The sequence below is a fragment of the Spirillospora albida genome (genome assembly GCF_000718255.1).
Lineage (GTDB): Bacteria > Actinomycetota > Actinomycetes > Streptosporangiales > Streptosporangiaceae > Spirillospora > Spirillospora albida.
Map to the genome: position 1 here is coordinate 133,391 of NZ_JOFJ01000002.1, position 22,026 is coordinate 155,416.

At 72.8% G+C, this 22,026-nt stretch carries 22 protein-coding genes; 17 read left to right on the forward strand and 5 right to left on the reverse strand.

Going from position 1 to position 22,026, the window contains the following annotated elements:
• The first annotated feature begins 3 nt into the window (after positions 1-3).
• The 6 genes from IE99_RS0103195 (at position 4) to IE99_RS0103220 (ending at position 4,216) form a co-directional block, all read left to right on the forward strand.
• Positions 4-822 (forward strand): type II secretion system F family protein, encoded by an 819-nt coding sequence (locus IE99_RS0103195; protein WP_211258709.1) that lies wholly within the window; start codon positions 4-6, stop codon positions 820-822.
• A gap of 230 nt (positions 823-1,052) precedes the next feature.
• Positions 1,053-1,247, forward strand: a complete 195-nt coding sequence (locus IE99_RS0103200; RefSeq protein ID WP_030163487.1) for a DUF4244 domain-containing protein — start codon at positions 1,053-1,055, stop codon at positions 1,245-1,247.
• A gap of 26 nt (positions 1,248-1,273) precedes the next feature.
• Positions 1,274-1,615, forward strand: coding sequence for a TadE family type IV pilus minor pilin (locus IE99_RS0103205; RefSeq protein WP_037558603.1), 342 nt, complete (start codon positions 1,274-1,276; stop codon positions 1,613-1,615).
• Positions 1,616-1,753: 138 nt separating this feature from the next.
• Positions 1,754-2,164 (forward strand): Rv3654c family TadE-like protein, encoded by a 411-nt coding sequence (locus tag IE99_RS28770; protein WP_157610009.1) that lies wholly within the window; start codon positions 1,754-1,756, stop codon positions 2,162-2,164.
• Between the two features lie 199 nt (positions 2,165-2,363).
• On the forward strand, positions 2,364-3,686 hold the full coding sequence (locus tag IE99_RS0103215; RefSeq protein ID WP_157610011.1) for a hypothetical protein: 1,323 nt from the start codon (positions 2,364-2,366) through the stop codon (positions 3,684-3,686).
• A 158-nt stretch (positions 3,687-3,844) separates the two neighbouring features.
• Entirely contained in the window at positions 3,845-4,216 is a 372-nt protein-coding gene (locus tag IE99_RS0103220) for a hypothetical protein (RefSeq protein WP_030163495.1), read from the forward strand.
• On the opposite strand, the gene IE99_RS0103225 is transcribed toward IE99_RS0103220, so the two are convergent.
• Positions 4,213-6,543, reverse strand: coding sequence for a DEAD/DEAH box helicase (locus tag IE99_RS0103225; protein WP_030163497.1), 2,331 nt, complete (start codon positions 6,541-6,543; stop codon positions 4,213-4,215). The two genes, IE99_RS0103220 and IE99_RS0103225, sit on opposite strands and share 4 nt — an antisense overlap.
• Before the next feature lie 239 nt (positions 6,544-6,782).
• On the opposite strand from IE99_RS0103225, the gene IE99_RS0103230 reads away from it, so the two are divergent.
• From IE99_RS0103230 to IE99_RS0103250, 4 genes are all read left to right on the forward strand, one after another.
• A complete protein-coding gene (locus IE99_RS0103230) occupies positions 6,783-7,136 on the forward strand; it encodes an STAS domain-containing protein (protein ID WP_030163499.1) in 354 nt (117 codons plus the stop codon).
• 16 nt (positions 7,137-7,152) lie between these two features.
• On the forward strand, positions 7,153-7,596 hold the full coding sequence (locus tag IE99_RS0103235; RefSeq protein WP_030163501.1) for an ATP-binding protein: 444 nt from the start codon (positions 7,153-7,155) through the stop codon (positions 7,594-7,596).
• 609 nt (positions 7,597-8,205) lie between these two features.
• Positions 8,206-10,665, forward strand: a complete 2,460-nt coding sequence (locus IE99_RS0103240; protein WP_084219251.1) for a sodium-translocating pyrophosphatase — start codon at positions 8,206-8,208, stop codon at positions 10,663-10,665.
• A 285-nt stretch (positions 10,666-10,950) separates the two neighbouring features.
• Positions 10,951-11,421 (forward strand): SixA phosphatase family protein, encoded by a 471-nt coding sequence (locus IE99_RS0103250; RefSeq protein WP_030163505.1) that lies wholly within the window; start codon positions 10,951-10,953, stop codon positions 11,419-11,421.
• Positions 11,422-11,430: 9 nt separating this feature from the next.
• Here the strand turns inward: IE99_RS0103250 and serB are convergent, their stop codons facing one another.
• The 3 genes from serB to IE99_RS0103265 form a co-directional block, all read right to left on the reverse strand.
• Positions 11,431-12,630 (reverse strand): phosphoserine phosphatase SerB, encoded by a 1,200-nt coding sequence (gene serB, locus IE99_RS0103255; protein WP_030163507.1) that lies wholly within the window; start codon positions 12,628-12,630, stop codon positions 11,431-11,433.
• 64 nt (positions 12,631-12,694) lie between these two features.
• A complete protein-coding gene (locus IE99_RS0103260; protein ID WP_030163509.1) occupies positions 12,695-13,720 on the reverse strand; it encodes an S-adenosylmethionine:tRNA ribosyltransferase-isomerase in 1,026 nt (341 codons plus the stop codon).
• On the reverse strand, positions 13,717-15,084 hold the full coding sequence (locus IE99_RS0103265; RefSeq protein WP_084219252.1) for an MFS transporter: 1,368 nt from the start codon (positions 15,082-15,084) through the stop codon (positions 13,717-13,719). Before IE99_RS0103265 ends, IE99_RS0103260 begins: the two co-directional genes overlap by 4 nt.
• A gap of 271 nt (positions 15,085-15,355) precedes the next feature.
• Here IE99_RS0103265 and IE99_RS0103270 point away from each other — a divergent pair, with 271 nt between their 5' ends.
• The 5 genes from IE99_RS0103270 to IE99_RS0103290 all read left to right on the forward strand — a co-directional run bounded on the left by IE99_RS0103270 (position 15,356) and on the right by IE99_RS0103290 (position 19,399).
• Positions 15,356-16,495: a GAF domain-containing sensor histidine kinase gene (locus tag IE99_RS0103270; protein ID WP_051711897.1), complete on the forward strand. Its 1,140-nt coding sequence runs from the start codon at positions 15,356-15,358 to the stop codon at positions 16,493-16,495.
• On the forward strand, positions 16,492-17,157 hold the full coding sequence (locus IE99_RS0103275) for a response regulator (RefSeq protein ID WP_037558606.1): 666 nt from the start codon (positions 16,492-16,494) through the stop codon (positions 17,155-17,157). Before IE99_RS0103270 ends, IE99_RS0103275 begins: the two co-directional genes overlap by 4 nt.
• A gap of 40 nt (positions 17,158-17,197) precedes the next feature.
• Positions 17,198-17,980, forward strand: a complete 783-nt coding sequence (locus IE99_RS0103280) for a PP2C family protein-serine/threonine phosphatase (protein ID WP_030163517.1) — start codon at positions 17,198-17,200, stop codon at positions 17,978-17,980.
• 289 nt (positions 17,981-18,269) lie between these two features.
• Positions 18,270-18,614 carry a DUF2752 domain-containing protein gene (locus tag IE99_RS28775; protein WP_084219282.1) on the forward strand — a complete coding sequence of 115 codons (345 nt, stop codon included), beginning with the start codon at positions 18,270-18,272 and terminating at the stop codon, positions 18,612-18,614.
• 86 nt (positions 18,615-18,700) lie between these two features.
• Positions 18,701-19,399, forward strand: a complete 699-nt coding sequence (locus IE99_RS0103290; protein ID WP_030163521.1) for an RDD family protein — start codon at positions 18,701-18,703, stop codon at positions 19,397-19,399.
• A 118-nt stretch (positions 19,400-19,517) separates the two neighbouring features.
• Here the strand turns inward: IE99_RS0103290 and IE99_RS0103295 are convergent, their stop codons facing one another.
• Positions 19,518-20,321, reverse strand: coding sequence for a hypothetical protein (locus tag IE99_RS0103295; RefSeq protein ID WP_245623038.1), 804 nt, complete (start codon positions 20,319-20,321; stop codon positions 19,518-19,520).
• A gap of 131 nt (positions 20,322-20,452) precedes the next feature.
• Between IE99_RS0103295 and IE99_RS0103300 the strand changes: the two genes are divergently transcribed.
• Together IE99_RS0103300 and IE99_RS0103305 are read left to right on the forward strand one after the other, a co-directional pair.
• Positions 20,453-21,244 carry an ABC transporter ATP-binding protein gene (locus tag IE99_RS0103300; RefSeq protein ID WP_030163526.1) on the forward strand — a complete coding sequence of 264 codons (792 nt, stop codon included), beginning with the start codon at positions 20,453-20,455 and terminating at the stop codon, positions 21,242-21,244.
• Entirely contained in the window at positions 21,241-22,011 is a 771-nt protein-coding gene (locus tag IE99_RS0103305) for a sulfite exporter TauE/SafE family protein (RefSeq protein ID WP_030163528.1), read from the forward strand. The genes IE99_RS0103300 and IE99_RS0103305 overlap by 4 nt, the downstream gene beginning before the upstream one ends.
• Positions 22,012-22,026 lie beyond the last annotated feature (15 nt).

The window sequence follows — 22,026 nt, forward strand, 5'->3', positions numbered from 1 at the left end:
GAGATGCTGGAGCCGGTAGCGGTCCTCTGCGCGGCGATCTCCGCATCCCTGCTCATCGGAGACAGGCGCAACGCGTCCCGGAGACTGGCGGAACAACTCCCGAGGGCGTCGTCCGGCCACGCGGGCCGGCTCCGCGCAGCACTCGCCCTCCGGGGCGGAATCCACCCCGACCAGACCGTGGGCCGCCAGGACCACCTCGAAGACCAAGGTGAGGAACACCGGGAGGTTCTGCTGCGGCGGATCGCGTCATGCGCGACCGGCGCCTTGTGCCTGGTCACCGTAGGCGGCGTGGTCGGCCTGGTGCTGGGCGCCCTGATCGGCGCGGCGGTCTGGTACTCGTTCGGGCGGTCCGAGAGGGCGGAGCGGAAACGCCGGCGGGCGCGCCTCATCGCCGACCTCCCGGTCGCCGTCGACCTGCTGGCGGCCTGCCTGCGCGGCGGCACCCCCTGGCACGAGGCGGTCGAAGCCGTCGCCGACGCGGTCGGCGGCCCGCTCGGGGAGGAGTTCCGCTCCGTGGCCGCCCGGATCCGGCTCGGCGCCGACCCGGCGGCGGCCTGGCTCACCCTGGCGAAGGAGCCGACGCTCGCACCCCTGGCCCGCGCGGCGGTACGAGGCGTCTCCAGCGGCGCGGCGCTGGCGCCGTCCCTGAGCCGCCTGGCCAGGGATCAAAGACGAGTGGCCCGCACCGCCGCCGCCGCACGGGCCCGCGCCGTCGGCGTGCGCGCGCTCGCCCCCTTGGGGCTGTGCTTCCTGCCGTCCTTCGTCCTGCTGGCCCTCGTCCCCGCGATAGCCGGGATCGCCACCACGATCCTTCTCCCCTGACCAGATGCACTCCGGCGTGCCGGTAGCCGCCGAAGCCAGGCGGACGGCCTTCTACCCGGCGCCGAAGCTCTACGGCACGAGCTCTCTGTGAGGCTGCGCCGGGTGCGGCTGGCCGCCTCGCTCTGGATCTGGGGTTATCCACAGAACTTTGTTCGGAGGGTCGGTGATGCGGCTGCGGCCCAGGCTTGAACCGGACGCGATCGGGCGTCCACGAGTAGGGAGGAGGACCCATGCGGGCGATTCAGGTGGTGGTGCGGCGGTGGAGCGGTACGGCGAAGGACCTCGGGATGTCGACCGCGGAGTACGCGGTCGGCACGATCGCCGCCGTGGCCTTCGCGGCGGCGCTCTACAAGGTCGTGTCCAGCCCGCAGGTGCGGACGCTGCTGACGGGGGTGATCAAGGACGCCTTCCAGCAGGTGAACTGACCGACCGCCGCCGGTGCGATCGGGGGATGGTGACGGCGGAGATCGCCGTGGCGCTGCCGAGCCTCGTGCTGGTCACGGCGATCGCGCTGTGGGGCATGGCCGCGGTATCCACTCGCATCACGTGCACGGACGCTGCTCGGGCGGGTGCTCGGGCCGCCGCGCGAGGTGAGTCCCTGCAGGCCGTCCGTGCACGGATCACCGAGGCCGTTCCCACAGGAGCCATCGTGAAGGTGCACCGGGATACGGAGGTGGTACGCGTCGAGGTCTCCGTGCCCGTGCGGGGTCCCGCCGCCGCGGGACTGCCCGCGCTGCAGGTCCGTGCCCGGGTGGCGGCCGCAACGGAACCCGGCATATCGCTCACGGAGTGATCGCGGTGACTTCGGTCGGCGCGTTGTCACCGGACGGTGAGACTCCGGCCGTCGGCTCCCAAGGCGCGGCCTCGACCGCCGAGGCCGCGCCGTGGAGAGCGGAATGGAGAACGGCACGGCATCGAGAGGGTGGAGAGGATGGAAGCCGGGCGTAACTATCGGATGCGTGCGGGTGGGGATCGAGGGTCCGGGACGATCTGGGTCGTCGCGTTCATGTCGGTCATCTGGCTGGTCGGAGTGACCGGGGTGGTCGCCGGCGGCGTGCGCGGGGCGCGGTCTCGCGGCGACGCCGCGGCCGATCTCGCGGCGCTGGCCGGGGCCGTCCATGCGCTGGAGGGGGCCGGGCCGGCGTGCGCCCGCGCGAGGGGCGTCGCGGCCGACTCGGGCGTGCGGGTTTCGGCCTGTTCGGTACGCGGGATGGTCGTGGAGGTGACCGTGACCTCGGTGGTCGACGTGCCTCTCGGTGTCGGACGGGTCCGTCTGGATTCCCGGGCCAGGGCTGGTCCTGCGGGACCGGACGGCGTACGCTGGCCCGACGCGACTCGTTGAACCTGGTGTCAATAGGTTGCGGGAGGAGGTCCGGGAGTGACCGGCGAGGCGTCCGCTATCGCTTCGTCACCTTCCTGTGACTATCGCTACCCGGTGGTACGTTACGCTGCCCGAGCCACAGTTATCACTTGGCACACTTGCCCCCCGACTTCGCGGGACGAGACTGTCGGCTGGTCGTCCGACGAAGGGATTTGAGGCCGTGACCATCATTCGCAGGATCGGTGCGGTCGCGCTCGCGGCACCCCTTGCGATGGCCTTCCCGGTATTCGGCGCGCTGCCCGCGCACGCCGCCTCGACGTCCGTCATCTCCCCGGCGGACGGCACGGTGATCACCAGCGGTACCGAGGTGACGGCGAAGGCCCACTTCGACTTCGCGTTCACCATGCAGCTCTGGGTGGACGCGCCGGGGACGGGTGCGACGTTCCTTAAGGAAAAGGGACTCTCCGGGGATATCACCGGGTCCATTCCGCTGCGCCTCAACGGACGCTACAAGGTCTTTCTCAAGGGCAAGCAGACCGGGCAGATCTACGACACCAACACGTTCACGGTGAAGATCCCGCCGGCGGCGCCGAGCGGGGTTTCCGCCCAGGTGTCCGGCAAGAAGGTCGTCGTGCGATGGAACCTCGGCCTCGAGGACGATCTCACCGGCTACGCGCTCTCCGGCTCCGGCGTCGGTTCCAAGACCGGTTCCGTCGGATCGCTCTGCTCCGGCACCAGTTGCTCCACCACCCTCTCGCTGACCCGATCGAGCGGTTCCGTCTCGGTGGGCGTCCGCGCGCAGCGCTCCAGCGGCACCGGAGGCTCGGTCTCCTCGGGCACGTCGTCGGCGACCGCCATGGCGGGCGGCGGCGGTCCCGGGACGCTCCCCGGCGTCACCGCCCCCACGCTCCCCGCCGGAACGGCTCCCCCCACCGGCACCACGCCGCTGACGCCGTTCAACAACCAGTCGCCGGTCACGCTGCCCGGCGTCCAGCCGAACGGCGCCACGCCCGGCTACACCTACCCGGCTCCTGAGATCGCCACCAACGACGCGCCGAAGGCCCAGAACATCGCGGCGACCGACAGGCTGCAGTGGGGCAAGAGCGTCGGTATCGCGCTGATCCTCCTGATCGTCGCCGCGCACCTCGGCACATGGACGCGCCACCTCAAGGTGACCCAGTCCGGGACGAGCAGCCTCGGCATGGCGGCCCGTATCGCGCGGAGCGGTACCGGCCGCAAGCGTGTCGCCAAGTCCCGCGAGCACATCGCCCGCGCCGAAGCCGTGGCCAAGACGGCTCCGGTCCGGTCGGCCACCTCGAAGCGCAGGCCCGCCGCCAAGAAGGCCGCCGCCGCGCGTCCAGGGGACATGGCCCGCTCCGGTGACACAGCGGTCATGACGGCGCCCAAGCCGTCCGCGAAGCCCGGACGCCGCCCCGCGACCCTGGGCAAGCGCTCCGGTGGTGTGAACGTCCGGATGACCACACCGGAGGCCGACGCCCCGAAGCCGAAGGGCAAGACCAGGAAGGACCGCCGCCGCAAGTGACCGCGGCGCCCTCCGTCGCGCACCGAACCTCGGCGACGCCCATCGCATGAGCGGTGGGGTGTGCGGTGTGGGTGTGGTGGATTGGATCTTTTCGGCTCGGTAGGTAGGGCTTAGGCTGCGGTGCCAGTCGGGCGTCCCGAGAAGAGGAGACCTTCCGCATGATCTTTCTGGGTCTGATCGTCGTGGCCGCGGCCGTCGTGGTGGGGGTGGCCGTCGTCCTGGAGAACACGGGCGGGGTGCAGCTCGTCCTGTACGGGGACGCCGTGCCCGGCGTGACCGCGCAGTGGCACGTGTTCGCGGCCGGAGTCGTGGTCGCGATCGTGTTCATGCTCGGGATCGGTATCGCGGCGCTCGGGTTCAAGCGGACCCTGGGCATGCGCAGGGAGCTGCGCGACCTGCGGGACGAGCATGAGGAGTCGCTGCAGACGCTCGAGCTCGAGCGGCGGAGGCTGCAGCAGGCGCTGGCCCAGGCGCGGCGCGGCGGGGTGGACGAGCCGTCCGTGCCCGCGCAGCGTGTCGCGCCGAACTAGGGATTCGCCGGGCCCTCACCGTGTCGCGGGGGGCCGGGGGCTCCGCTCAGGAGGGCGTCCAGGAGGGTGAGGGCACCGGGCTTGTCCAGGGGGTCGTTGCCGTTGCCGCATTTCGGGGACTGGATGCAGGACGGGCAGCCCGACTCGCATTCGCAGGACGCGATCGCGTCGCGGGTCGCGTGGAGCCATTCCGCCGCGTCGGCGTAGCCGCGTTCGGCGAAGCCGGCGCCGCCCTCGTGGCCGTCGTAGACGAAGACGGTGAGCAGCCCGGTGTCGGGATGGACGGCGGTGGAGACGCCGCCGATGTCCCAGCGGTCGCAGGTGGCGAAGAGGGGGAGCAGGCCGATCGAGGCGTGCTCGGCGGCGTGGGCGGCGCCCGCGAGGTCGAGATCGCCGAACGAGGCGGTCCGCGCTTCGGAGAGGGTCCACCAGACGGCGCGGGTGCGGAGGGTGCGGGGCGGGAGGTCGAGGGGCTTCTCGCCGAGCATCTCGCCGGTCTGGAGACGGCGCATCTGGTAGGCGACGACCTGGCGGGTGACGTCGACGGTGCCGAAGCTGAGGGTGGCCTCGCCCCAGGAGGTGGAGCGGAGGCGTTCGACGATGGTGATGTCGGTGACGTCGCGTGCGGTGGTGGAGTAGTCGGGGTCGGCAGGCTCGACGAGGGCGACGGAGTCGTCGAGGTCGAGGGTGTGGACGATGAACGAGTCGCCCTGGTGGAGGTAGACGGCGCCGTCATGGACGGTGGTGTGGGCGGACGCCTCGTCGACGGTGCCGAGGAGGCGTCCGGTGGACAGCTCCACGACCTGGACGGGGGCGCCGCCCGCGCCGCGGATGTCGGCCAGCTCGCAGGCCCGGTCGCGGCGCGTCCAGTACCAGCCCGCCGGGCGGTGGCGCAGGAACCCGCGCCGGACGAGGTCGGGCAGGAGAGCGGAGGCCGTCGGCCCGAAGAGGGGCAGGTCGGCCTCGGTGAGGGGCAGTTCGGACGCCGCGGCGCACAGGTGGGGCCCGAGGACGTAGGGATTGTCCGGGTCGAGGACGGTCGCCTCCACGGGGGTGCCGAAGATCGCGTCCGGGTGGTGGACGAGGAACGTGTCGAGGGGGTCGTCCCGGGCGACGAGGACGCAGAGGGACGCCTGGCCGGTGCGTCCTGCGCGTCCGGCCTGCTGCCACAGGGACGCGCGGGTGCCGGGCCAGCCGCAGATGAGGACGGCGTCCAGCCCCGAGACGTCGACGCCCAGTTCGAGGGCGTTCGTGCTGGCCAGGCCGATGATGGAGCGGGTGCGCAGGGCGCTTTCCAGGGCGCGGCGCTCTTCGGGGAGGTAGCCGGCGCGGTAGGCGGCGACCCGGCCGGCGAGTTCGGGCGCGGCCTCGTCGAGGGCGCGGCGGGCGCCGAGGGCGACGGATTCGGCGCCGCGGCGGGAGCGGACGAAGGCGAGGGTCTGGACGCCCTCGACGACGAGGTCGGCGAGGAGGCCGGCGGCCTCGGCGGTGGCGGTGCGGCGGACGGGGGCGCCGTGCTCGCCGCGCAGGTCGGTGAGCGGGGGTTCCCACAGCGCGAAGGTGGCGGAGCCGCGGGGGGACGCGTCGCGGTCGACGGCGACCACGTCGAGGCCGGTGAGGCGGGACGCCGTCGTCGCGGGCTCGGAGGTGGTGGCCGACGCGAGGATGAAGGTGGGGTCGGCGTGGTAGCGGGCGCAGACGCGGCGGAGGCGGCGCAGGACCTGGGCGACGTGGGAGCCGAACACGCCGCGGTAGCCGTGCGCCTCGTCCACGATCACGTAGCGGAGGCGGCGGAGGAACGACGACCAGCGGGAGTGCGCGGGGAGGATCGACCGGTGCAGCATGTCCGGGTTGGTCAGCACGTAGTTGGCGTGCCGGCGGACCCAGGCGCGCTCGTCGTGAGGTGTGTCACCGTCGTAGGTCGCGGCGCGGACGCGGGTCAGGCGCAGGGCGCGGACGGCGCGGAGCTGATCGGCGGCGAGGGCCTTCGTGGGCGACAGGTAGAGGATCGTCCCCTCGTGCCCTTCGTCGTGGACGGCGTCCACGGACGGCAGCAGGTAGGCGAGCGACTTGCCGGACGCGGTGCCCGTGGCGATGATCACAGAGCGGCCCGCGCGGGCGTGCTCGGCGGCGGCGGCCTGGTGCTCCCAGGGCGCCTCGATTCCGGCGGCGGCCAGCCGGTCGACCAGCGTCGCAGGCGTCCAGGACGGCCACGGGACGCGGCGTCCGGCGCGCTCCGGAACGTGCTCCACGTGGGTGATGCGGCCGCGCCGGGAGGGGTCGGCGAGCAGCCGGTCGAGGGGGGCGGAAGATCTTTGGGCGGCCATCAGGTTTTCAGTGTGCCAGTCGGGGCAAAACGAAGGGAACGCCTCGGCGTCCGAGGTCCTGTCCCCCATGCCCCGGCCCGGTGGATCACCAGGTCAGACGGGATGGCGCGAACTTTCGCCCGAGTGGGCGATAACGTGCGTGCTCGACGCCGGAGCGTGGTTGAATCACGGCGAAGTCTCGTCGACCGGCCCCGTCCGGAAGGCGGGATCGGATTGTGCTGCACGGCGCTGGAGGATCTGTGGACCTGAAGGTGAACGACTACACCACCGACGATGGCCTGACCGTCATCACGGTGGAGGGTGAGATCGACGTCTACACGGCGCCGAAGCTTCGCGAGAAGCTCATCGATCTGGTCAACAAGGGCAAGTTCCACCTCTTGGTGGACATGGAGAAGGTCGAGTTCCTCGACTCGACGGGTCTCGGCGTCCTGGTGGGCGGGCTCAAGCGGGTGCGCGCCCACGACGGCTCCCTGGAGCTGGTCTGCACCCAGGAGCGGATTCTCAAGATCTTCCGCATCACCGGGTTGACCAAGGTCTTCGGCATCCACGACTCGATCGCGGAGGCCGAAGAGAACCGCAAGGGCGCCAAGTAGGCGGCCCGCGGCTGAGATGGCGACCGTTGAACTGTCCTTCAGTGCGCTGCCCGTCCATGTCCGCACGGCGCGGCTGATCGTCACGGCCGTGGCGCGCCGCGCCGGAGTGGCCGAGACGCTGCTGGACGAGGTGAGGCTGGCGGTGGGTGAGGCGTGCTCGCGCGCCGTGGAGGCGCACCTGCGGCACTGCCCGGACGAACCCGTCCGGCTGGAGCTGACGGGCGCCGGCAAGCGCTTCGAGGTCATCGTGAGCGACACCGTCCCGGGCGACGACCCGATGGACGCTCTCCCCTCCGCCTCCCCGGCGGCGGATCTCGAGCTCGGCGCGTGGGGGGAGGGCGCGGCGGAACTCGGGCTGGCGGTCATCGCCGGGCTCGCCGACGACGTGGACATCGAGGCCACCCCGAAGGGCGTCCAGATCAGGATGAGCTGGCCCGCCGAAGCAGAGGCGACCGTCTGAACCTCCCCGGTCATCGGACGTACCCCGTGAAGGCCCCGCCCCCGGCGGGGCCTTCTTGCATGCCGGGCTGCCGTCCGTGCCTGCTCCGCGGTGCCCTGCGCGACAGCTCCGCGGTGCCGTCCGCGGCCTCTCCGCGGCGCCTTGCGCCGCCGTTCCGCCTTCTCGGCCGCGCATCGCGGGGGACCGGTGATCGGATGGTCGCGTCGGGTGTGAGATCTTGTGCTTGCTGATCATAAAGCGGCCGATTCCGGTCTGGACATATTGACGATTAATACTTACCTTTAATAGGGAACACCGGGTGCCCCGGGTGGTATCGGGGTGCGGGCCCGGGGCGTCAAGATGGCTGCGGGGTGAGAAAAGGGTTGCCTTGCCTGACCTGCGACAATGCGCGGCAGAGACAGGTAAAGGTCAATTTCCGGAGTAATTCGGATCGCTTTTGCGTGACATTCCCGTGAAGGGCCTGGCGCCCTTCTCATTCGCCTGCTGCCTGCGTAGACTCCCGAAACCCGCGCTGCCGTGCGAGGCGTTCGAAATCATCACTCGCGGGGTACGCGGTAAAGATCGTCTTTCTGGCGATCTCGATCGCTACGCCCCTGTCGAGGAGGACGGATGTCTGGGCTTTCCCTGGCGAGCCCGGCCGGCGCAGACGTGGATCTCGGCGGCGGCGACCTTTCCCTGGTCGTCGTCGTCGCCGTGATCGCGCTGCTCGCGCTGGCCGTCGCCGCAGTCCTGGTTCGCGAGGTCCTGGCCGCGGACCAGGGCACCGAGAAGATGCAGGAGATCGCGCGGGCGGTCCAGGTGGGCGCGGGCGCCTACCTGAAACGCCAGTTCCGCACGGTCGCCGTCTTCGTGGTGCTCATCCCGCTCGTGCTGCTGCTCCTGCCCGCCGATTCGACCTCCGAACGCGTCGGGCGGTCGGTCTTCTTCGTCATCGGCGCGCTGTTCTCCGCCGTCACCGGCTTCACTGGGATGTGGCTCGCGGTCCGCGGCAACGTCCGGGTCGCCGCCGCCGCCCGCGAGGAGGGCGGCGAGAAGAAGGCGATGCGGATCGCGTTCCGCACCGGCGGTGTCGCCGGCATGTTCACGGTGGGCCTCGGCCTGTTCGGCGCCGCGGTCGTCGTCCTCGCCTACAAGGGGGACGCGCCGAAGGTGCTGGAGGGCTTCGGTTTCGGCGCCGCGCTGCTCGCGATGTTCATGCGTGTCGGCGGCGGCATCTTCACCAAGGCCGCGGACGTCGGCGCCGACCTGGTCGGCAAGGTCGAGCAGGGCATCCCGGAGGACGACCCGCGCAACGCCGCGACGATCGCCGACAACGTGGGCGACAACGTCGGCGACTGCGCCGGGATGGCCGCCGACCTGTTCGAGTCGTACGCGGTCATGCTGGTGGCCGCCCTGATCCTCGGTACCGCCGCGTTCGGCACCGAGGGGCTGGTGTTCCCGCTGATCGTGCCGATGATCGGTGTGATCACGGCGGTGATCGGGATCTTCGCGGTGGCGCCCCGGGACCGCGACCGCTCCGGCATGTCCGCCATCAACCGCGGGTTCTTCATCTCGGCGGTCATCTCCGCGGTGCTCGTGGCGGTCGCCGCGTTCGCGTACCTGCCGTCGTCGTTCACCGAGCTGGCGGGCGTCACCGACCGCGAGATCCTCGCCCTGGACGCCGATCCGCGGTGGGTCGCGTTCGGGGCCGTCCTGATCGGCATCATCCTGGCGAGCGCCATCCAGCTGCTCACCGGCTACTTCACGGAGACGAACCGCAAGCCGGTCAAGGAGGTCACCGAGAGCGCCAGGACCGGGCCAGCGACCGTGATCCTGTCCGGCATCTCGCTGGGCCTGGAGTCGGCCGTCTACACCGCGCTGGTGATCGGCGGCGCCGTCTACGCGGCGTTCCTGCTCGGTTTCGGCAACACGACCGTGGCGCTGTTCGCGGTCGCGATGGCGGGTACCGGCCTGCTGACGACCGTCGGCGTGATCGTGTCGATGGACACCTTCGGTCCCGTGTCCGACAACGCCCAGGGCATCGCGGAGATGTCCGGGGACGTGCAGGGCGAGGCCGCGGCCGTCCTGGAGCGGCTGGACGCGGTCGGCAACACCACCAAGGCGATCACCAAGGGCATCGCGATCGCGACGGCGGTGCTGGCGGCGACGGCGCTGTTCGGGTCGTTCCGGACGACGGTGGTGTCGGCGCTGGGCGAGGCGTCCGACGACGCCAAGGACGCCCTCGGCGACTTCCAGGTGTTCAGCCTGTCGATCGACCAGCCGAACGTGCTGATCGGGCTGATCATCGGAGCGTCCGTCGTGTTCCTGTTCTCCGGCCTGGCGATCATGGCGGTCGGCCGGGCGGCCGGACGCGTCGTCGTCGAGGTCCGGGAGCAGTTCCGCACCAAGCCCGGCATCATGAACTACACCGAGAAGCCCGACTACGACCGGGTCGTGGACATCTGCACCCGGGACGCGCAGCGCGAGCTCGCCACCCCCGGACTGCTGGCGATCATGACGCCGATCGCGGTCGGGTTCGCGCTCGGGTACGCGCCGCTCGGCGCCTACCTGGGCGGCGCGATCGCGGCGGGCGTCCTGATGGCGGTGTTCCTCGCGAACTCCGGCGGCGCCTGGGACAACGCCAAGAAGCTCGTCGAGGAGGGGCACCTCGGCGGCAAGGGCAGCCCGGCGCACGAGGCCACGGTCATCGGCGACACGGTCGGCGACCCGTTCAAGGACACCGCGGGCCCCGCCATCAACCCGCTGATCAAGGTGATGAACCTGGTCGCGCTGCTGATCGCGGACGCGGTCGTCACGTACGCGGGGAACGTCCCGCTGCGCATCGCGGTGACCGTCCTGTCGGTCGGCATCGTGGTCGTGGCGATCGTGGTGTCGAAGCGGCGCGCCGACCCGGTCGCGGAGCCGGCCGTTCCGTCCGGCGCGGTCGGCGGGGGCGCCCCGGCCACCGCCCCGGTCGGCCCGCCGGCCGGCGGCGTCACGGAGGGCACGGTGCCGCGTCAGGCCGGCCCGAACGCGGACGACGGCGGCCAGCCCGAGGCGAAGGGCGAGTCGCCCGCCAACAAGGCGTAGCCGTATCAGCGCAAGGGGCCGGCGGGCGATCCCGCCGGCCCCTTCCGCATGGGCCGGGTCGGGGGCACGGCGGGGCGGTCGTACGCTTGGCAGCGAACGATGGCATTCCGGCGGGCGCGTCCCGTCCGGGAACGGAACGCGGAGGTACGCGGTGAGCGGCGACAAGCCGACGGTGTCGGGGCCCAAGGGCTTCGCCATCGTGCTCGGCGGAATGCTCCTGATCATGGCTCTGCTCTGGGGGCTCGGCGCGCTCGTCGCGCCCTGAGCCGGGCTAGGGTGGCCGCCATGCCGACGCTGATCGTCCTGCGCCACGCCAAGGCCGTCGCGGGCCCCCTCGGGACGCCCGACATCGACCGGACCCTCAACGACCGGGGCGGGCGGGACGCCGCCGCGGCCGGGGACTGGCTCCGCGACCAGGGGCTCGTGCCCGACCGCGTCCTGTGCTCGACGGCGGCCCGCACGCGCGAGACCCTCGCCGGGCTCGCTCTCGACGCGCCGGCCGACTTCGAGCCCGCGATCTACGGCAACGACCCGGACGACCTGCTGGCACTGGTCGCCGGAGTGGCCGACGACGTCGAGCGGCTGCTCCTCGTCGGGCACAACCCGTCGGTGCACCAGCTCGTCCACGATCTGACCGGCCGGGCGCCCGACGCCTACCCCACCTGCGCGCTCGCGGTGATCAGTGTGCCCGGTGCCTGGGCGGACATCCGTCCGGGCGGGTCCGAGCTGGTCACCGTCCGCACTCCGAAGGAGTAGCCGGGACGGTCAGGACGCGTCGGCGGCGTCGGCGGCCTCGATCTCCTCGCGGGAGATGCCCAGCAGGAACAGGATCGTGTCCAGGTAGGGGACGTTGACGGCGGTGTCGGCGGCCTGCCGGACGACCGGCTTGGCGTTGTAGGCGACGCCCAGCCCGGCGGCCTGCAGCATGTCGAGGTCGTTGGCGCCGTCGCCGATCGCCACGGTCTGGCTGAGCGGGACGCGGGCCTCGCGGGCGAAGCGCTCCAGCGCGGTCGCCTTGCCGGCCCGGTCGATGACGGGCCCGACGATGCCGCCGGTGAGCCTGCCGTTCTTGATCTCCAGGGTGTTCGCCGCGGAGTAGTCGATCCCGAGGTCCTCCACGAGGGCGTCGGTGACCTGGGTGAAGCCGCCGCTGACGATCGCGAACTTGTAGTCGAGGCGTTTCAGCGTCCGGACCATGGTGCGGGCGCCGGCGGCGAGCTCCAGGTGGCTGCGGACGTCGTCGATCGCGGACGCGTCCAGGCCGGCCAGCAGCGCGACACGCTCGCGCAGGGAGCCCTCGAAGTCGAGTTCGCCGCGCATGGCGGCCTCGGTGACCTTCGCGACCTCGGCCAGGCAGCCTGCGTGCTCGGCGAGCAGCTCGATGACCTCGCCCTGGATGAGGGTGGAGTCGACGTCCATGACGATGAGCCGCTTCGCGCGCCGGTGCAGGCCGCCCTGCTGGACGGCGACGTCGACCTGCTGCTCGGCGGCCTCGATGGCGAGCCCGGCGCGGAGCGCGTCGGGATCGGCGCCGGAGACGTCCATCTCGATGCAGGTGACGGGGTAGCGGGCGAGGCGCTCGATGCGGTCGATGTTGGCGCCGCCGGCGGCGATACGGCCCGCGATGCCGGCCATGGCGGCGGGCTTCAGGGGGGCGCCGAGGACGGTGACGTGCAGGCGGCCGCCCCGCTTCTTCCTCTTCTTGTCGCGGCCGGTGGAGAGCTCGACCTCCATGTCGAGGTCGTTCGCCACGCGTTCGGCCGCGTTCCACACCCGGCCGATGTCGGCGCCCTCGGAGTAGGTCACGAGGACGCCGAGGACGAGGCGGCCTCGGATCACGACCTGCTCGACGTCGGCGACGGTGAGCGGGAACTCCGCGAGTGTGGCGAAGAGCCGGGACGTCACGCCGGGGCGGTCGCGTCCGGTCAGGGTGATGAGGAGCGTGCGCTGTTCATAGCCGTCCATGCTGGTTCCCACGGTACCGGCCGCGCCGGTCGGGCCGTTCATGAGGTCCGCGATCTGGGATGCGCTAGGGAAGCACCAGGTTCGCGTCGCCGAATTCATGCCACAGGTAGCCCTCGTCCAGGGCGGCCCTGTAGGCGGCCTCCGCGAGGGGCCGACCTGCGATGGCGGTCACAATCATCAGGTGGGACGAGCGGGGCTCGTGGAGGCCCGTGAGGAGGCCGTCGACGGCTCGGACGCCGCCCTCGGGAGTCACGACGTGGTCCGTCCACCCCTTGGACGCCCGGACGCGTCCAAAGGCGTCCACGGAGGTCTCCAGGGCGCGGACGACGGTGGTGCCGACGGCGATCACCCGTCCGCCGCGGGAGCGGACGTGGTCCACGAGCGCCGCCGTCGGTACGGGCACCTCGTAGCGCTCGGCGTGCGGGGGCTCGCGGGTCTCCGGGGGCGCGACCCCCGCGTGCAGCGTCAGCGGCGCGAACAGGACGCCCCGGGCGACGAGGCGGGTCACGAGCGCGGGTGTGAAGGGGCGGGCCGCGCTCGGCATCTCGGCGCTGCCGGCGGAGCGGTCGCGGGCGAACGCGGTCTGGTAGGCGGCGGTGGGCCAGTCGCGGCGGACGTGCCCGTACCGGATGGGGGTCCCGTGCCGCCGCAGGTAGGGGACCACGTCGGTGCTGAGCCGCGCCTCCCACAGGCGTCCGGTGCGCCGTCCGAGCAGCGTGAGGGTGGCGCCGCCGGGGAGCGGGATCCACTCGCCGGGGGTGCCGCCGGCGTAGGGGCGGCTGGACTTGCCGACGAGGTCGCGCAGTTCGACGAGCCAGACGCGGCCGCCGGCGCCCGGTACGGGTGTGGAGAAGTGCACCCCGATCCGGTCGAGCCGGACGGCGGCGGGCAGCGTCGCGGACGTGTTGACCGCCAGCAGGTCGCCCGGGTCGAGGAGCGACGGCAGGTCGCGGAACGCGCGGTGCGAGATCTCGCCGGTGCCGCGCCGCCCGACGAGGAGCCGGACGCCGTCGCGGGCGCGGCCACGGGCCTCGGGGGGTTCGTGAGCCTCGAGGGCGGGCGGTACCGCGAAGCCGGTGGCGCCGGTCATCGCGGCGCCTTCAGCCGGAGCGCGGAGACGACGCCGAGCGCGGCGATCGCGGTGAACAGCGCGCCTGCGACGGTGAGGCCCGACCCGAGGTGGGCGGTGCCGGACGCGGCGACCAGCGCGCCCGCGGCGCCCACCACGAGGGAGGAGCCGAGGGTGTCGCCGATCTGCAGCGCGGACGAGTTGACGCCCTGCTCGTCCTCGGGTGAGAGGCCGAGCAGCAGGACGCTGAGGCTGCCGACCGCGAAGCCCATGCCGGCGCCGCCGAGGAGCCAGGCCGGTGCCGCCGCCCAGCCGGACAGCCGCAGCGCCAGCGTGACGGCGACGACCCCGGCGGTGACGCAGACGGCGCCGAGCAGCGCGAAGAACTCGCGCGAGCGCTTCGAACGCCCCTGGAACTGGGACGCGGCGGACCAGCCGAGCGCCGCGACGGTCAGCACGACCCCGGCCTCCGTCGCGCTGAACCCGTGCAGGGACGTGAGGGCGAGCGGGATGAAGACGTCCGTCCCGAAGAAGGCACCGGAGAGGAGACCGCGGGTGAGGACGACGCTGGGCAGGCCGCGCCGGAACCGGACCGTGCCGGCGGGCAGCAGCCGGGGCAGGCCGAGACCGACCCCGGCGAGGCCCGCGAGCACCAGCGGGACGGCCGCCCAGCCGTGCCCCTCGAGGCCGTAGAGCAGCATGCCCGCCCCGGCGGCGACCGCGACGGCGGCGAGGTGGCGGCCGCGGTCCGCGGGGGCGTCCGGCCGGTCGGACGGCGGGATGCCGCGCAGCGCGGGCACCAGCAGCAGCGCCGGCGGGACGACCAGGGGGATCAGTCCGAGGAACACCCACCGCCAGCCGATGTGCTCGGCGATGACGCCGCCGACGGCGGGACCGATGAGGGACGGCAGCACCCACGCCGCGGACAGGGCCGCGAACACCCGCGAACGCATGTCCTCCGGATAGACGCGGGCGATCACGACGTACATCGCGACCATGGCGGCACCGGTGCCGAGGCCCTGGACGGCGCGTCCGGCGACGAACACCCACATGCTGGACGCCGCGCCCGCGATCGCGAGGCCCGCGACGAACACGCCCAGCCCCGCCACCAGCGGACGCGCCGGCCCGGAACGGTCCACCCACCCGCCCGCGAGCACCGTGGACAGCAGGCTCGTGATGAGCGTCGCGCTGAACCCCCACGCGTACAGCCCGAGCCCGTCCAGCCCGGCCGCGACCACGGGCATGACCGTCCCGACCGCCATGGCCTCGAACGCCAGCAGGGTGACGACCAGGATGATCCCGAGCGACGTGCCCCGGTACCCGCCGCTCAGCACCCCCCGCTCGGTCCGCACCTCGGCTGCCTGCCCGTCGAGTGTGGCGGTCACCGGCCCGTCCTCCTCTGCGCGCCGTTCGTCCTGCGGGGGCGGGGCCCCTGCCGCGTGGGGGCGGCGTCCGGTGGTGTCCTCATGCCGGCGACGCTACGGACAGGCACCCCGTGGGGGGATCGGTCACCCGGTCCGATGATGATCCGCAGATGGTCTTAGGTCCTCCGGAAGGAGGGCGGGATCGCCGGGATGAGCCCGCGGGCTGATTCGGATGATGTGCCCAGAGAGTACGGTCTTCAGGAACGGGCGGTGACGCGGACGAGAGGCCGGGATGGGCGGGCGGGACGGGCACGACGACCAGGGCGCGACCCTGCGCGCCGTCAGCTCGGCGGTGCTCGCGGTGACACGGCACCTGTCGGTGCGCGAGGTGCTGCAGGTCATCGTCCGCGCGGCGGCGCGGCTGCTGGACGCCCGGTACGCGGCGCTCGGCGTGCCGGGCGACGCGGGGTCGTTCGCCGAGTTCGTCGTCGAGGGCGTCAGCGACGAGGAGTGGGAGCGCATCGGGCCGATGCCGCGCCAGCACGGGATGCTCGCGGCGATGCTGCGGGACGAGGCGCCCAAGCGGCTCGCCGACATCCGGCGGGAGCCCGAGTTCGAGGGCTGGCCGGCCGCGCATCCGGTGCTGAAGGACTTCCTCGGCGTGCCGATCCGCGACGGCGGCGACGTCCTCGGCATCATCTTCCTCGCGAACAAGCGGCGTCCCGGCGGCTTCACGGACCGGGACGAGGAGCTGCTGGCGCTGTTCGCCGCGCACGCCGCCATCGCGATGGCGAACGCCCGGCTGTACGAGCGCAACCGCGAGCTGACGGTCGTCGCCGAGCGCAACCGGCTCGCCCGCGAGCTGCACGACGCGGTCGCGCAGAAGCTGTTCTCGCTGCGCCTCACCGCGCGCGCCGCCGCCGCGCTGGCCGAGCGCGACCCGGGGCGTACCGTCCGGGAGCTCGAGCAGGTGGAGCGGCTCGCGGCCGAGGCGCTCGCCGAGCTGCGCGCCGCCATCTTCGAGCTGCGCCCCGCCGACCTGGCCGACGACGGGCTGGCCGCCTCGCTCCGCAAGCACGTCGAGGTCCTCGACCGGGCGTACGACGCGGCCGTGCGGTTCAGCGCCGACGGCGCGGCCGTCCTGCCCGAGGAGCACGAGGCCGCCGTGTACCGCATCGCCCAAGAGGCGCTCTACAACGCGCTGCGACACGCCGGGGCGGGTACGGTCCACGTCACGCTCGCCGAGGGAGGCGAGCATGTCGTGCTGGACGTCTCCGACGACGGCACCGGGTTCGACGAACCGGGGGCCGACGGCGGCGGGGGCCTCGGCCTCGCGTCCATGCGCGACCGGGCGTGCTCGATCGGGGGCACGCTCACCATCGACGCCGCGCCCGGCAGGGGCACGACCGTCCGGCTGGAGGTGCCGCTGTGAGCGAGGCGGGCGCGGCGCGCATCCGGGTGCTGATCGCGGACGACCATCCCGTCGTCCGGCAGGGGCTGCGCACCTTCCTCGGCATCCAGGACGACATCGTGGTGGTGGGCGAGGCGGAGGACGGCGTGTCGGCCGTGACACTGGCCGAATCGCTGGAGCCCGATATCGTGCTGCTGGACCTCAAGATGCCGGGCGCCGACGGTCTCGCCGCGCTGTCGGAGCTGCGGGCTCGCGGGGTCCGGGCACGGGTCCTGGTGCTGACCAGCGCCACCGAGCGCGGGCGGGTGCTGCCCGCCGTGCGGGCGGGGGCGGCCGGGTATCTGTACAAGGACGTCGACCCGCAGGCGCTGGTCCAGGCGATCAGGGCGGTCAATGATGGGCATGTCCTCTTCGCGCCGGACGCGGCGGAGGCGATGCTCGCGCCGGTCACGGCGGACGACGATCGCGGCCTGGCCGCGCTGACCGAACGGGAACGGGAGGTGCTCGTGCACATCGCACAGGGCCGGTCCAACCGGGAGATCGCCCGCGCGCTCGTGGTGTCCGAGAAGACGGTCAAGACGCACGTCAGTAATCTGCTCATGAAACTGGGAGTCCAGGATCGGACGCAGGCGGCCCTGTACGCCGTCCGGCACGGGGTCGGCACCGCCGGCGCAGCCGGGTGACCGGAACAACTCCTCTGACAGGATCGTCATCGAAATTGGTATGAACGTAGCAATCAGGTACGCAGCAGGCAGTGACATCGGTTGCAACCGCGAGAACAACGAGGACTCGGGGTACGCCGGCGCACGGTTGATCGCGGTCGCGGACGGTATGGGCGGCTACGCGGGCGGCGAGGTCGCGAGCTCGACCGTCATCGGGTCGCTGCGCTCGCTGGACACCGATGCCGAGCGGGACGATCTGGTCGAGATACTGGCCCGCGCGGTCGCGGAGGCCAACGAGAAGTTGCGCATCGCCCGGGAGGAGCGCCCCGATCTGAGCCGGATGGGCACGACCCTGACCGCGATGCTGTGGTCCGGCGAGTCGGTGGCCCTGGCCCACATCGGCGACTCCCGCGGCTACCTGCTCCGCGACGGCGAGCTGTTCCAGATGACGCAGGACCACACCATGGACGAGCTGCTGAAGGCGGAGGCGGAGCAGGCCGGCAAGACGGCCGACCCCGCCGAGACGTCCCGCCTGTCCCACGTCCTGTACCGGGTCCTGGACGGCCGGGAGGACCGCGAGCCGGACCTCCGGCTCCGCGAGGCCCGGCTCGGCGACCGCTACCTCCTCTGCTCCGACGGCCTCAGCGGTCCCGTCGACGCGCAGAACATCTACGAGGTGCTGTCCGCCGAGGCCGATCCGCAGCGCGCGGTCGACCGGCTGATCGAGATGGCCCGAGAGAACGGCGGGCCGGACAACATCACGGCGGTCGTGGCCGACGTCATCGAGCCGGAGCACTACCCCGAGACCCCTCCGCGGACGGTGGGCGCCGCCGCGTCCGCCTGACGATCCGGGTGCGCCGGCGCCGATCGCGCCCGAGCGGTGCCTGGTTTGACTTAGCCTGGGGGCAGGTGGTGTCTTCACCCGATCCGGTAACGGTCGCATCGCGGATGTCCGGTTGGGGTTGACCTGCTCGCGGGTTCCCTCTATACGAGTGGCCTGGACAGATGTCATCCAAGCGGAGGATTCGTTGGGGGGAGTGCCCGGGGCGGTGGCCGCGGAGGCGCCGGAAGGCGTCGCCGGACGGGTCGTGAGCCGGACCCTCACTGCAGCGCGGCATGGCCCGATGGGCACGATGCTGCGTGTCACGGCGATGGCCGTCGCGGCCGTCGGCGTGGCATGGATCCACCGTTCCCACGACCCCGGTGTGCTCTGCCCCCTGAGGGCTTTCACCGGTGTCCCGTGCCCCCTGTGCGGCGGGACGACCGTGTTCGTCGAGGCGGGTTCGGGCCGTCCGGTCCGGGCGGTCCTCGCGAACCCTGTGGTGCTCGCGGGCGCGTTCGCGTTCGCGGCCGCACCCCTGGGGCTCGGCCGCCGGTGGTGGGCGTTCTCGCCGCGCACGCGCGGCTGGATGCTCGGCATCGCCCTCGTGGGCTCGGAGCTGTGGCAGCTCGTCCGGTTCGGTGTTCTGCGGGTTTGAGCCGAAGTCCATCGTCGGCCAGACTTGCGGAGCCCTCCGGGTCCGGCGGGCGTCACATCCTCAGGGTCAATCAATAAGGAGCAAGTGTGGGTAACCCCTACGACCCCTACGGTCAGCAGCCGGGCTACGGGCAACAGCAGCCCGGCTACGGCCAGCAGCCCCCCGCCCAGCCGGGCTACGGCCAGCCTCCGGCGCAGCCCGGGTACGGTCAGCCCCCGGCGCAGCCGGGCTACGGCCAGCCCCAGGCTCAGCCCGGGTACGGTCAGCCCCAGGCGCAGCCGGGCTACGGCCAGCCGGCCGCCCAGCCCGGGTACGGGCAGCAGCAGCCCGCCCAGGTGCACCACCACCACTACGGCTCGACCGGCCAGCTGGCCGAGTGGGGCTCGCGGGCCGGCGGCTACATCATCGACTACCTGATCTTCGCGGGTCCGGTCTTCGTGCTCTACCTGCTCGGCGTCATGCTGAGCAGCTCCGGCAGCGGCGGCGCGACCCTGTTCGGCCTGCTGCTGATGCTGCTCGGCGGCCTCGCCTCGTTCGCGGGCGGCCTCTGGATCTGCTACCAGGAGGGCACGACCGGCCAGTCCATCGGGAAGCGGCAGATGGGCATCAAGCTCGTCAGCGCGCAGACCGGCCAGCCGATCGGCTTCGGCATGGCGTTCGTCCGCAAGATCGCGCACTTCGCCGACAGCGCCGTGTGCTACCTCGGCTTCCTCTGGCCGCTGTGGGACGAGCGCAAGCAGACCTTCGCCGACAAGATCTGCAGCACCATCGTCGTCCGCGCCTGACCGACGGCACCCGTGGAACGGGGCGTCCCCTCCGGGGGGCGCCCCGTTTCCGTTACGGGCCCACGGCGTCACTTCCCCTTCGGGCGGGATCGCCTCCCCTTCGGGACGGCGTCGTTCCTCAGGGGACGGGGTCGAACGCGCTGTTGCAGGCGGCGACGAGGGCGCGGCGCAGGGCCCGGTCGAGGAGCCGCAGCGCGTCGGAGCGGTCGCGCATCTGGTCGGCGGTGAGGCCGCGGGCGTCCATTCGCCGGGCGAGGCCGACGACCGTGGCGAGCCGGCCCGCGAGCGCGGCGACCCGGTGCGCGCGGGGCGGGTAGCCGGGGGCGAGCGGATGGTCGCCGGGGCCCGGATCGCGCAGCGCGGCGAGCGCGCCCGCGACCTCGGGCGGGACACCGGACACGTCGGTCACGGCGAGCAGCACCTCCGTCGCGTCCCGCATCGCGAGCGTCAGCTGCCGGTCGGCGTCGGCCAGCGGCGGGACGTCCGGCGGCCCGGGGGTGGCGTCGTGGGCCGTCCAGCGCACGCCCACATAGGACGAGCCGCGCCGGTCGGCCGCGGGGACGAGCCCGGCCGCGCGGTCCGGCAGGACGGCGACGACGGCGGCGCCCGCCTCGATCGCGGCGCGGTTGAGGGCCGGCGGGCCGGTGAGGCCGAGCGGGTCGCCGGGCTCGGGGAGCGCGAGCCGCAGCGCGGACATGCCCGCGACGCGGAGGTCGCCGAGCCCCCGCCGCAGCGGCGCGTCCCCGAGGACCTGGGGGCCCGCGGCCCGCTCGACGGCGTCCACGGCCTCGTCGAGGCCGATATGGCCGGTGAGCCAGGCGTTGCCCCAGGCGGCGAGCGCGGTCGCCGCCTCCCTGCCGGTGGCGCCCGTCGCGTCCGTGCCGCCGGGCCCGTGCGTGCTGCCTGGTCCGTCCGTGGTCATCCGCTCCTCCGATGGCGTCCGGACCACCATAAGCGGTGGCGCCGACCGTTTCCCCGGAGCCGGACGCCCGCGGCAGCCGCCGATCGCATAGGTTCTTAGGTGACGAGACCGCCTTGACGGGATTGGGGACGATGGCCGGCGAGGTACTTCAGCTCCGCGGAGTCGGGGTGAGGCGCGGCGAGGCCGCCCTCCTGCGCGATGTCACGTGGACGGTCGGCGAGGGCGAGCGGTGGGTCGTCGTCGGCCCGAACGGCGCGGGCAAGACGACGCTGCTGCAGATCGCCTCGTCGTTCCTGCATCCGACGGAGGGGTCCGTCGAGATCCTGGAGGAGGAGCTCGGCCGCACCGACGTGTTCGAGCTGCGCCCCCGGATCGGCATCGCCAGTTCCGCGATGGCGGAGAAGATGCCGCCCGGCGAGAAGGTCATCGACCTGGTGCTGACGGCGTCGTACGCGATCCTCGGCCGCTGGCGCGAGGAGTACGACTCGACGGACGTCGCGCGGGCCGTCCGGCTGCTGGACGCGATGGGCTGCTCCGAACTGATCCGCCGCACCTTCGGCACGCTGTCGGAGGGCGAGCGCAAGCGGGTGCAGATCGCGCGGGCGCTCATGCCGGACCCGGAGCTGCTGCTGCTGGACGAGCCCGCCGCGGGCCTCGACCTCGGCGGCCGGGAGGACCTCGTGGCGCGGCTCGGCGCGCTCGCCGACGACCCGGCGGCGCCGGCGATGGTGATGGTGACGCACCATCCGGAGGAGGTCCCGGAGGGCTTCACGCACGCGCTGCTGCTCCGCAAGGGCGGGATCGTGGCGCAGGGCAAGGTGGACGAGGTCTTCACCGCCGAGCACCTGACGGACTGCTTCGGCATTCCGCTGGCGGTGGAGCGGCAGGACGGCCGCTGGTACGCGCGAGCCGTCCGCGCGTGAACGTCGCGGAGGCGGCCGCGGTGTTCGCGGCCGGTATCGCCGCGGGCGGCATCAACACGGTCGTGGGGTCCGGTTCCCTCATCACGTTCCCGACGCTCCTGGCGGTCGGCCTGCCGCCGGTGACGGCGAACGTGTCGAACAACATCGGGCTGGTGCCGGGCGGGCTGACGGGCGCGTACGGGTACCGGCGCGAGCTCGGCGGGCAGCGGACGCGGCTCCTGGTGCTCGGCACCGCGTCACTGCTCGGCGCGGTGGCGGGCGCGCTGCTGCTGCTCGAGCTGCCGGCCGAGGCGTTCCAGGTGATCGTCCCGGCGCTGATCGCGCTGGCGCTGGTGCTGGTGGTGGTGCAGCCGAGGCTGCAGGCGTGGCTGCGGAGGCGGCGGGAGGGCGCGCACCGCCCGCACGGCGGCCCGTGGCTGTGGGCGGGCGTGCTGCTCGCCGGCGTGTACGGCGGCTACTTCGGCGCGGCGCAGGGCATCGTGCTGATCGCGCTGCTCGGCATCATGCTGGACGACGACCTGCAGCGGGTGAACGCGGCGAAGATCGTGCTGGCATCGCTGGTGAACGCCGTGGCGACCCTGGTGTTCCTCGGGATGTGGCTGGTCGGCGGCACGCGGATCGACTGGTGGGCGGTGCTGCTGATCGCGGCGGGGTCGACGGTCGGCGGGGTGCTGGGCGCCCGGGTGGGGCGCCGTGTCCCGCCGGTCGCCCTCCGCGCGGTGATCGTCTGCGTGGGCGTCGCCGCGATCGTCCATCTGCTCGTCTGACCAGCGCCTTCCGGT

Excerpts from the sequence above, each read along its gene's own strand:
- IE99_RS0103220 (WP_030163495.1), top strand. The coding sequence starts at position 3,845 with ATGATCTTTCTGGGTCTGATCGTCGTGGCCGCGGCCGTCGTGGTGGGG.
- IE99_RS0103295 (WP_245623038.1), bottom strand. The coding sequence starts at position 20,321 with ATGACCACGGACGGACCAGGCAGCACGCACGGGCCCGGCGGCACGGAC.
- IE99_RS0103260 (WP_030163509.1), bottom strand. The coding sequence starts at position 13,720 with ATGACCGGCGCCACCGGCTTCGCGGTACCGCCCGCCCTCGAGGCTCAC.
- IE99_RS0103235 (WP_030163501.1), top strand. The coding sequence starts at position 7,153 with ATGGCGACCGTTGAACTGTCCTTCAGTGCGCTGCCCGTCCATGTCCGC.
- IE99_RS0103240 (WP_084219251.1), top strand. The coding sequence starts at position 8,206 with ATGTCTGGGCTTTCCCTGGCGAGCCCGGCCGGCGCAGACGTGGATCTC.
- IE99_RS0103225 (WP_030163497.1), bottom strand. The coding sequence starts at position 6,543 with ATGGCCGCCCAAAGATCTTCCGCCCCCCTCGACCGGCTGCTCGCCGAC.
- IE99_RS28775 (WP_084219282.1), top strand. The coding sequence starts at position 18,270 with ATGCTGCGTGTCACGGCGATGGCCGTCGCGGCCGTCGGCGTGGCATGG.
- IE99_RS28770 (WP_157610009.1), top strand. The coding sequence starts at position 1,754 with ATGGAAGCCGGGCGTAACTATCGGATGCGTGCGGGTGGGGATCGAGGG.
- IE99_RS0103205 (WP_037558603.1), top strand. The coding sequence starts at position 1,274 with ATGGTGACGGCGGAGATCGCCGTGGCGCTGCCGAGCCTCGTGCTGGTC.
- IE99_RS0103270 (WP_051711897.1), top strand. The coding sequence starts at position 15,356 with ATGGGCGGGCGGGACGGGCACGACGACCAGGGCGCGACCCTGCGCGCC.
- IE99_RS0103195 (WP_211258709.1), top strand. The coding sequence starts at position 4 with ATGCTGGAGCCGGTAGCGGTCCTCTGCGCGGCGATCTCCGCATCCCTG.
- IE99_RS0103250 (WP_030163505.1), top strand. The coding sequence starts at position 10,951 with ATGCCGACGCTGATCGTCCTGCGCCACGCCAAGGCCGTCGCGGGCCCC.
- serB (WP_030163507.1), bottom strand. The coding sequence starts at position 12,630 with ATGGACGGCTATGAACAGCGCACGCTCCTCATCACCCTGACCGGACGC.
- IE99_RS0103300 (WP_030163526.1), top strand. The coding sequence starts at position 20,453 with ATGGCCGGCGAGGTACTTCAGCTCCGCGGAGTCGGGGTGAGGCGCGGC.
- IE99_RS0103200 (WP_030163487.1), top strand. The coding sequence starts at position 1,053 with ATGCGGGCGATTCAGGTGGTGGTGCGGCGGTGGAGCGGTACGGCGAAG.
- IE99_RS0103280 (WP_030163517.1), top strand. The coding sequence starts at position 17,198 with ATGAACGTAGCAATCAGGTACGCAGCAGGCAGTGACATCGGTTGCAAC.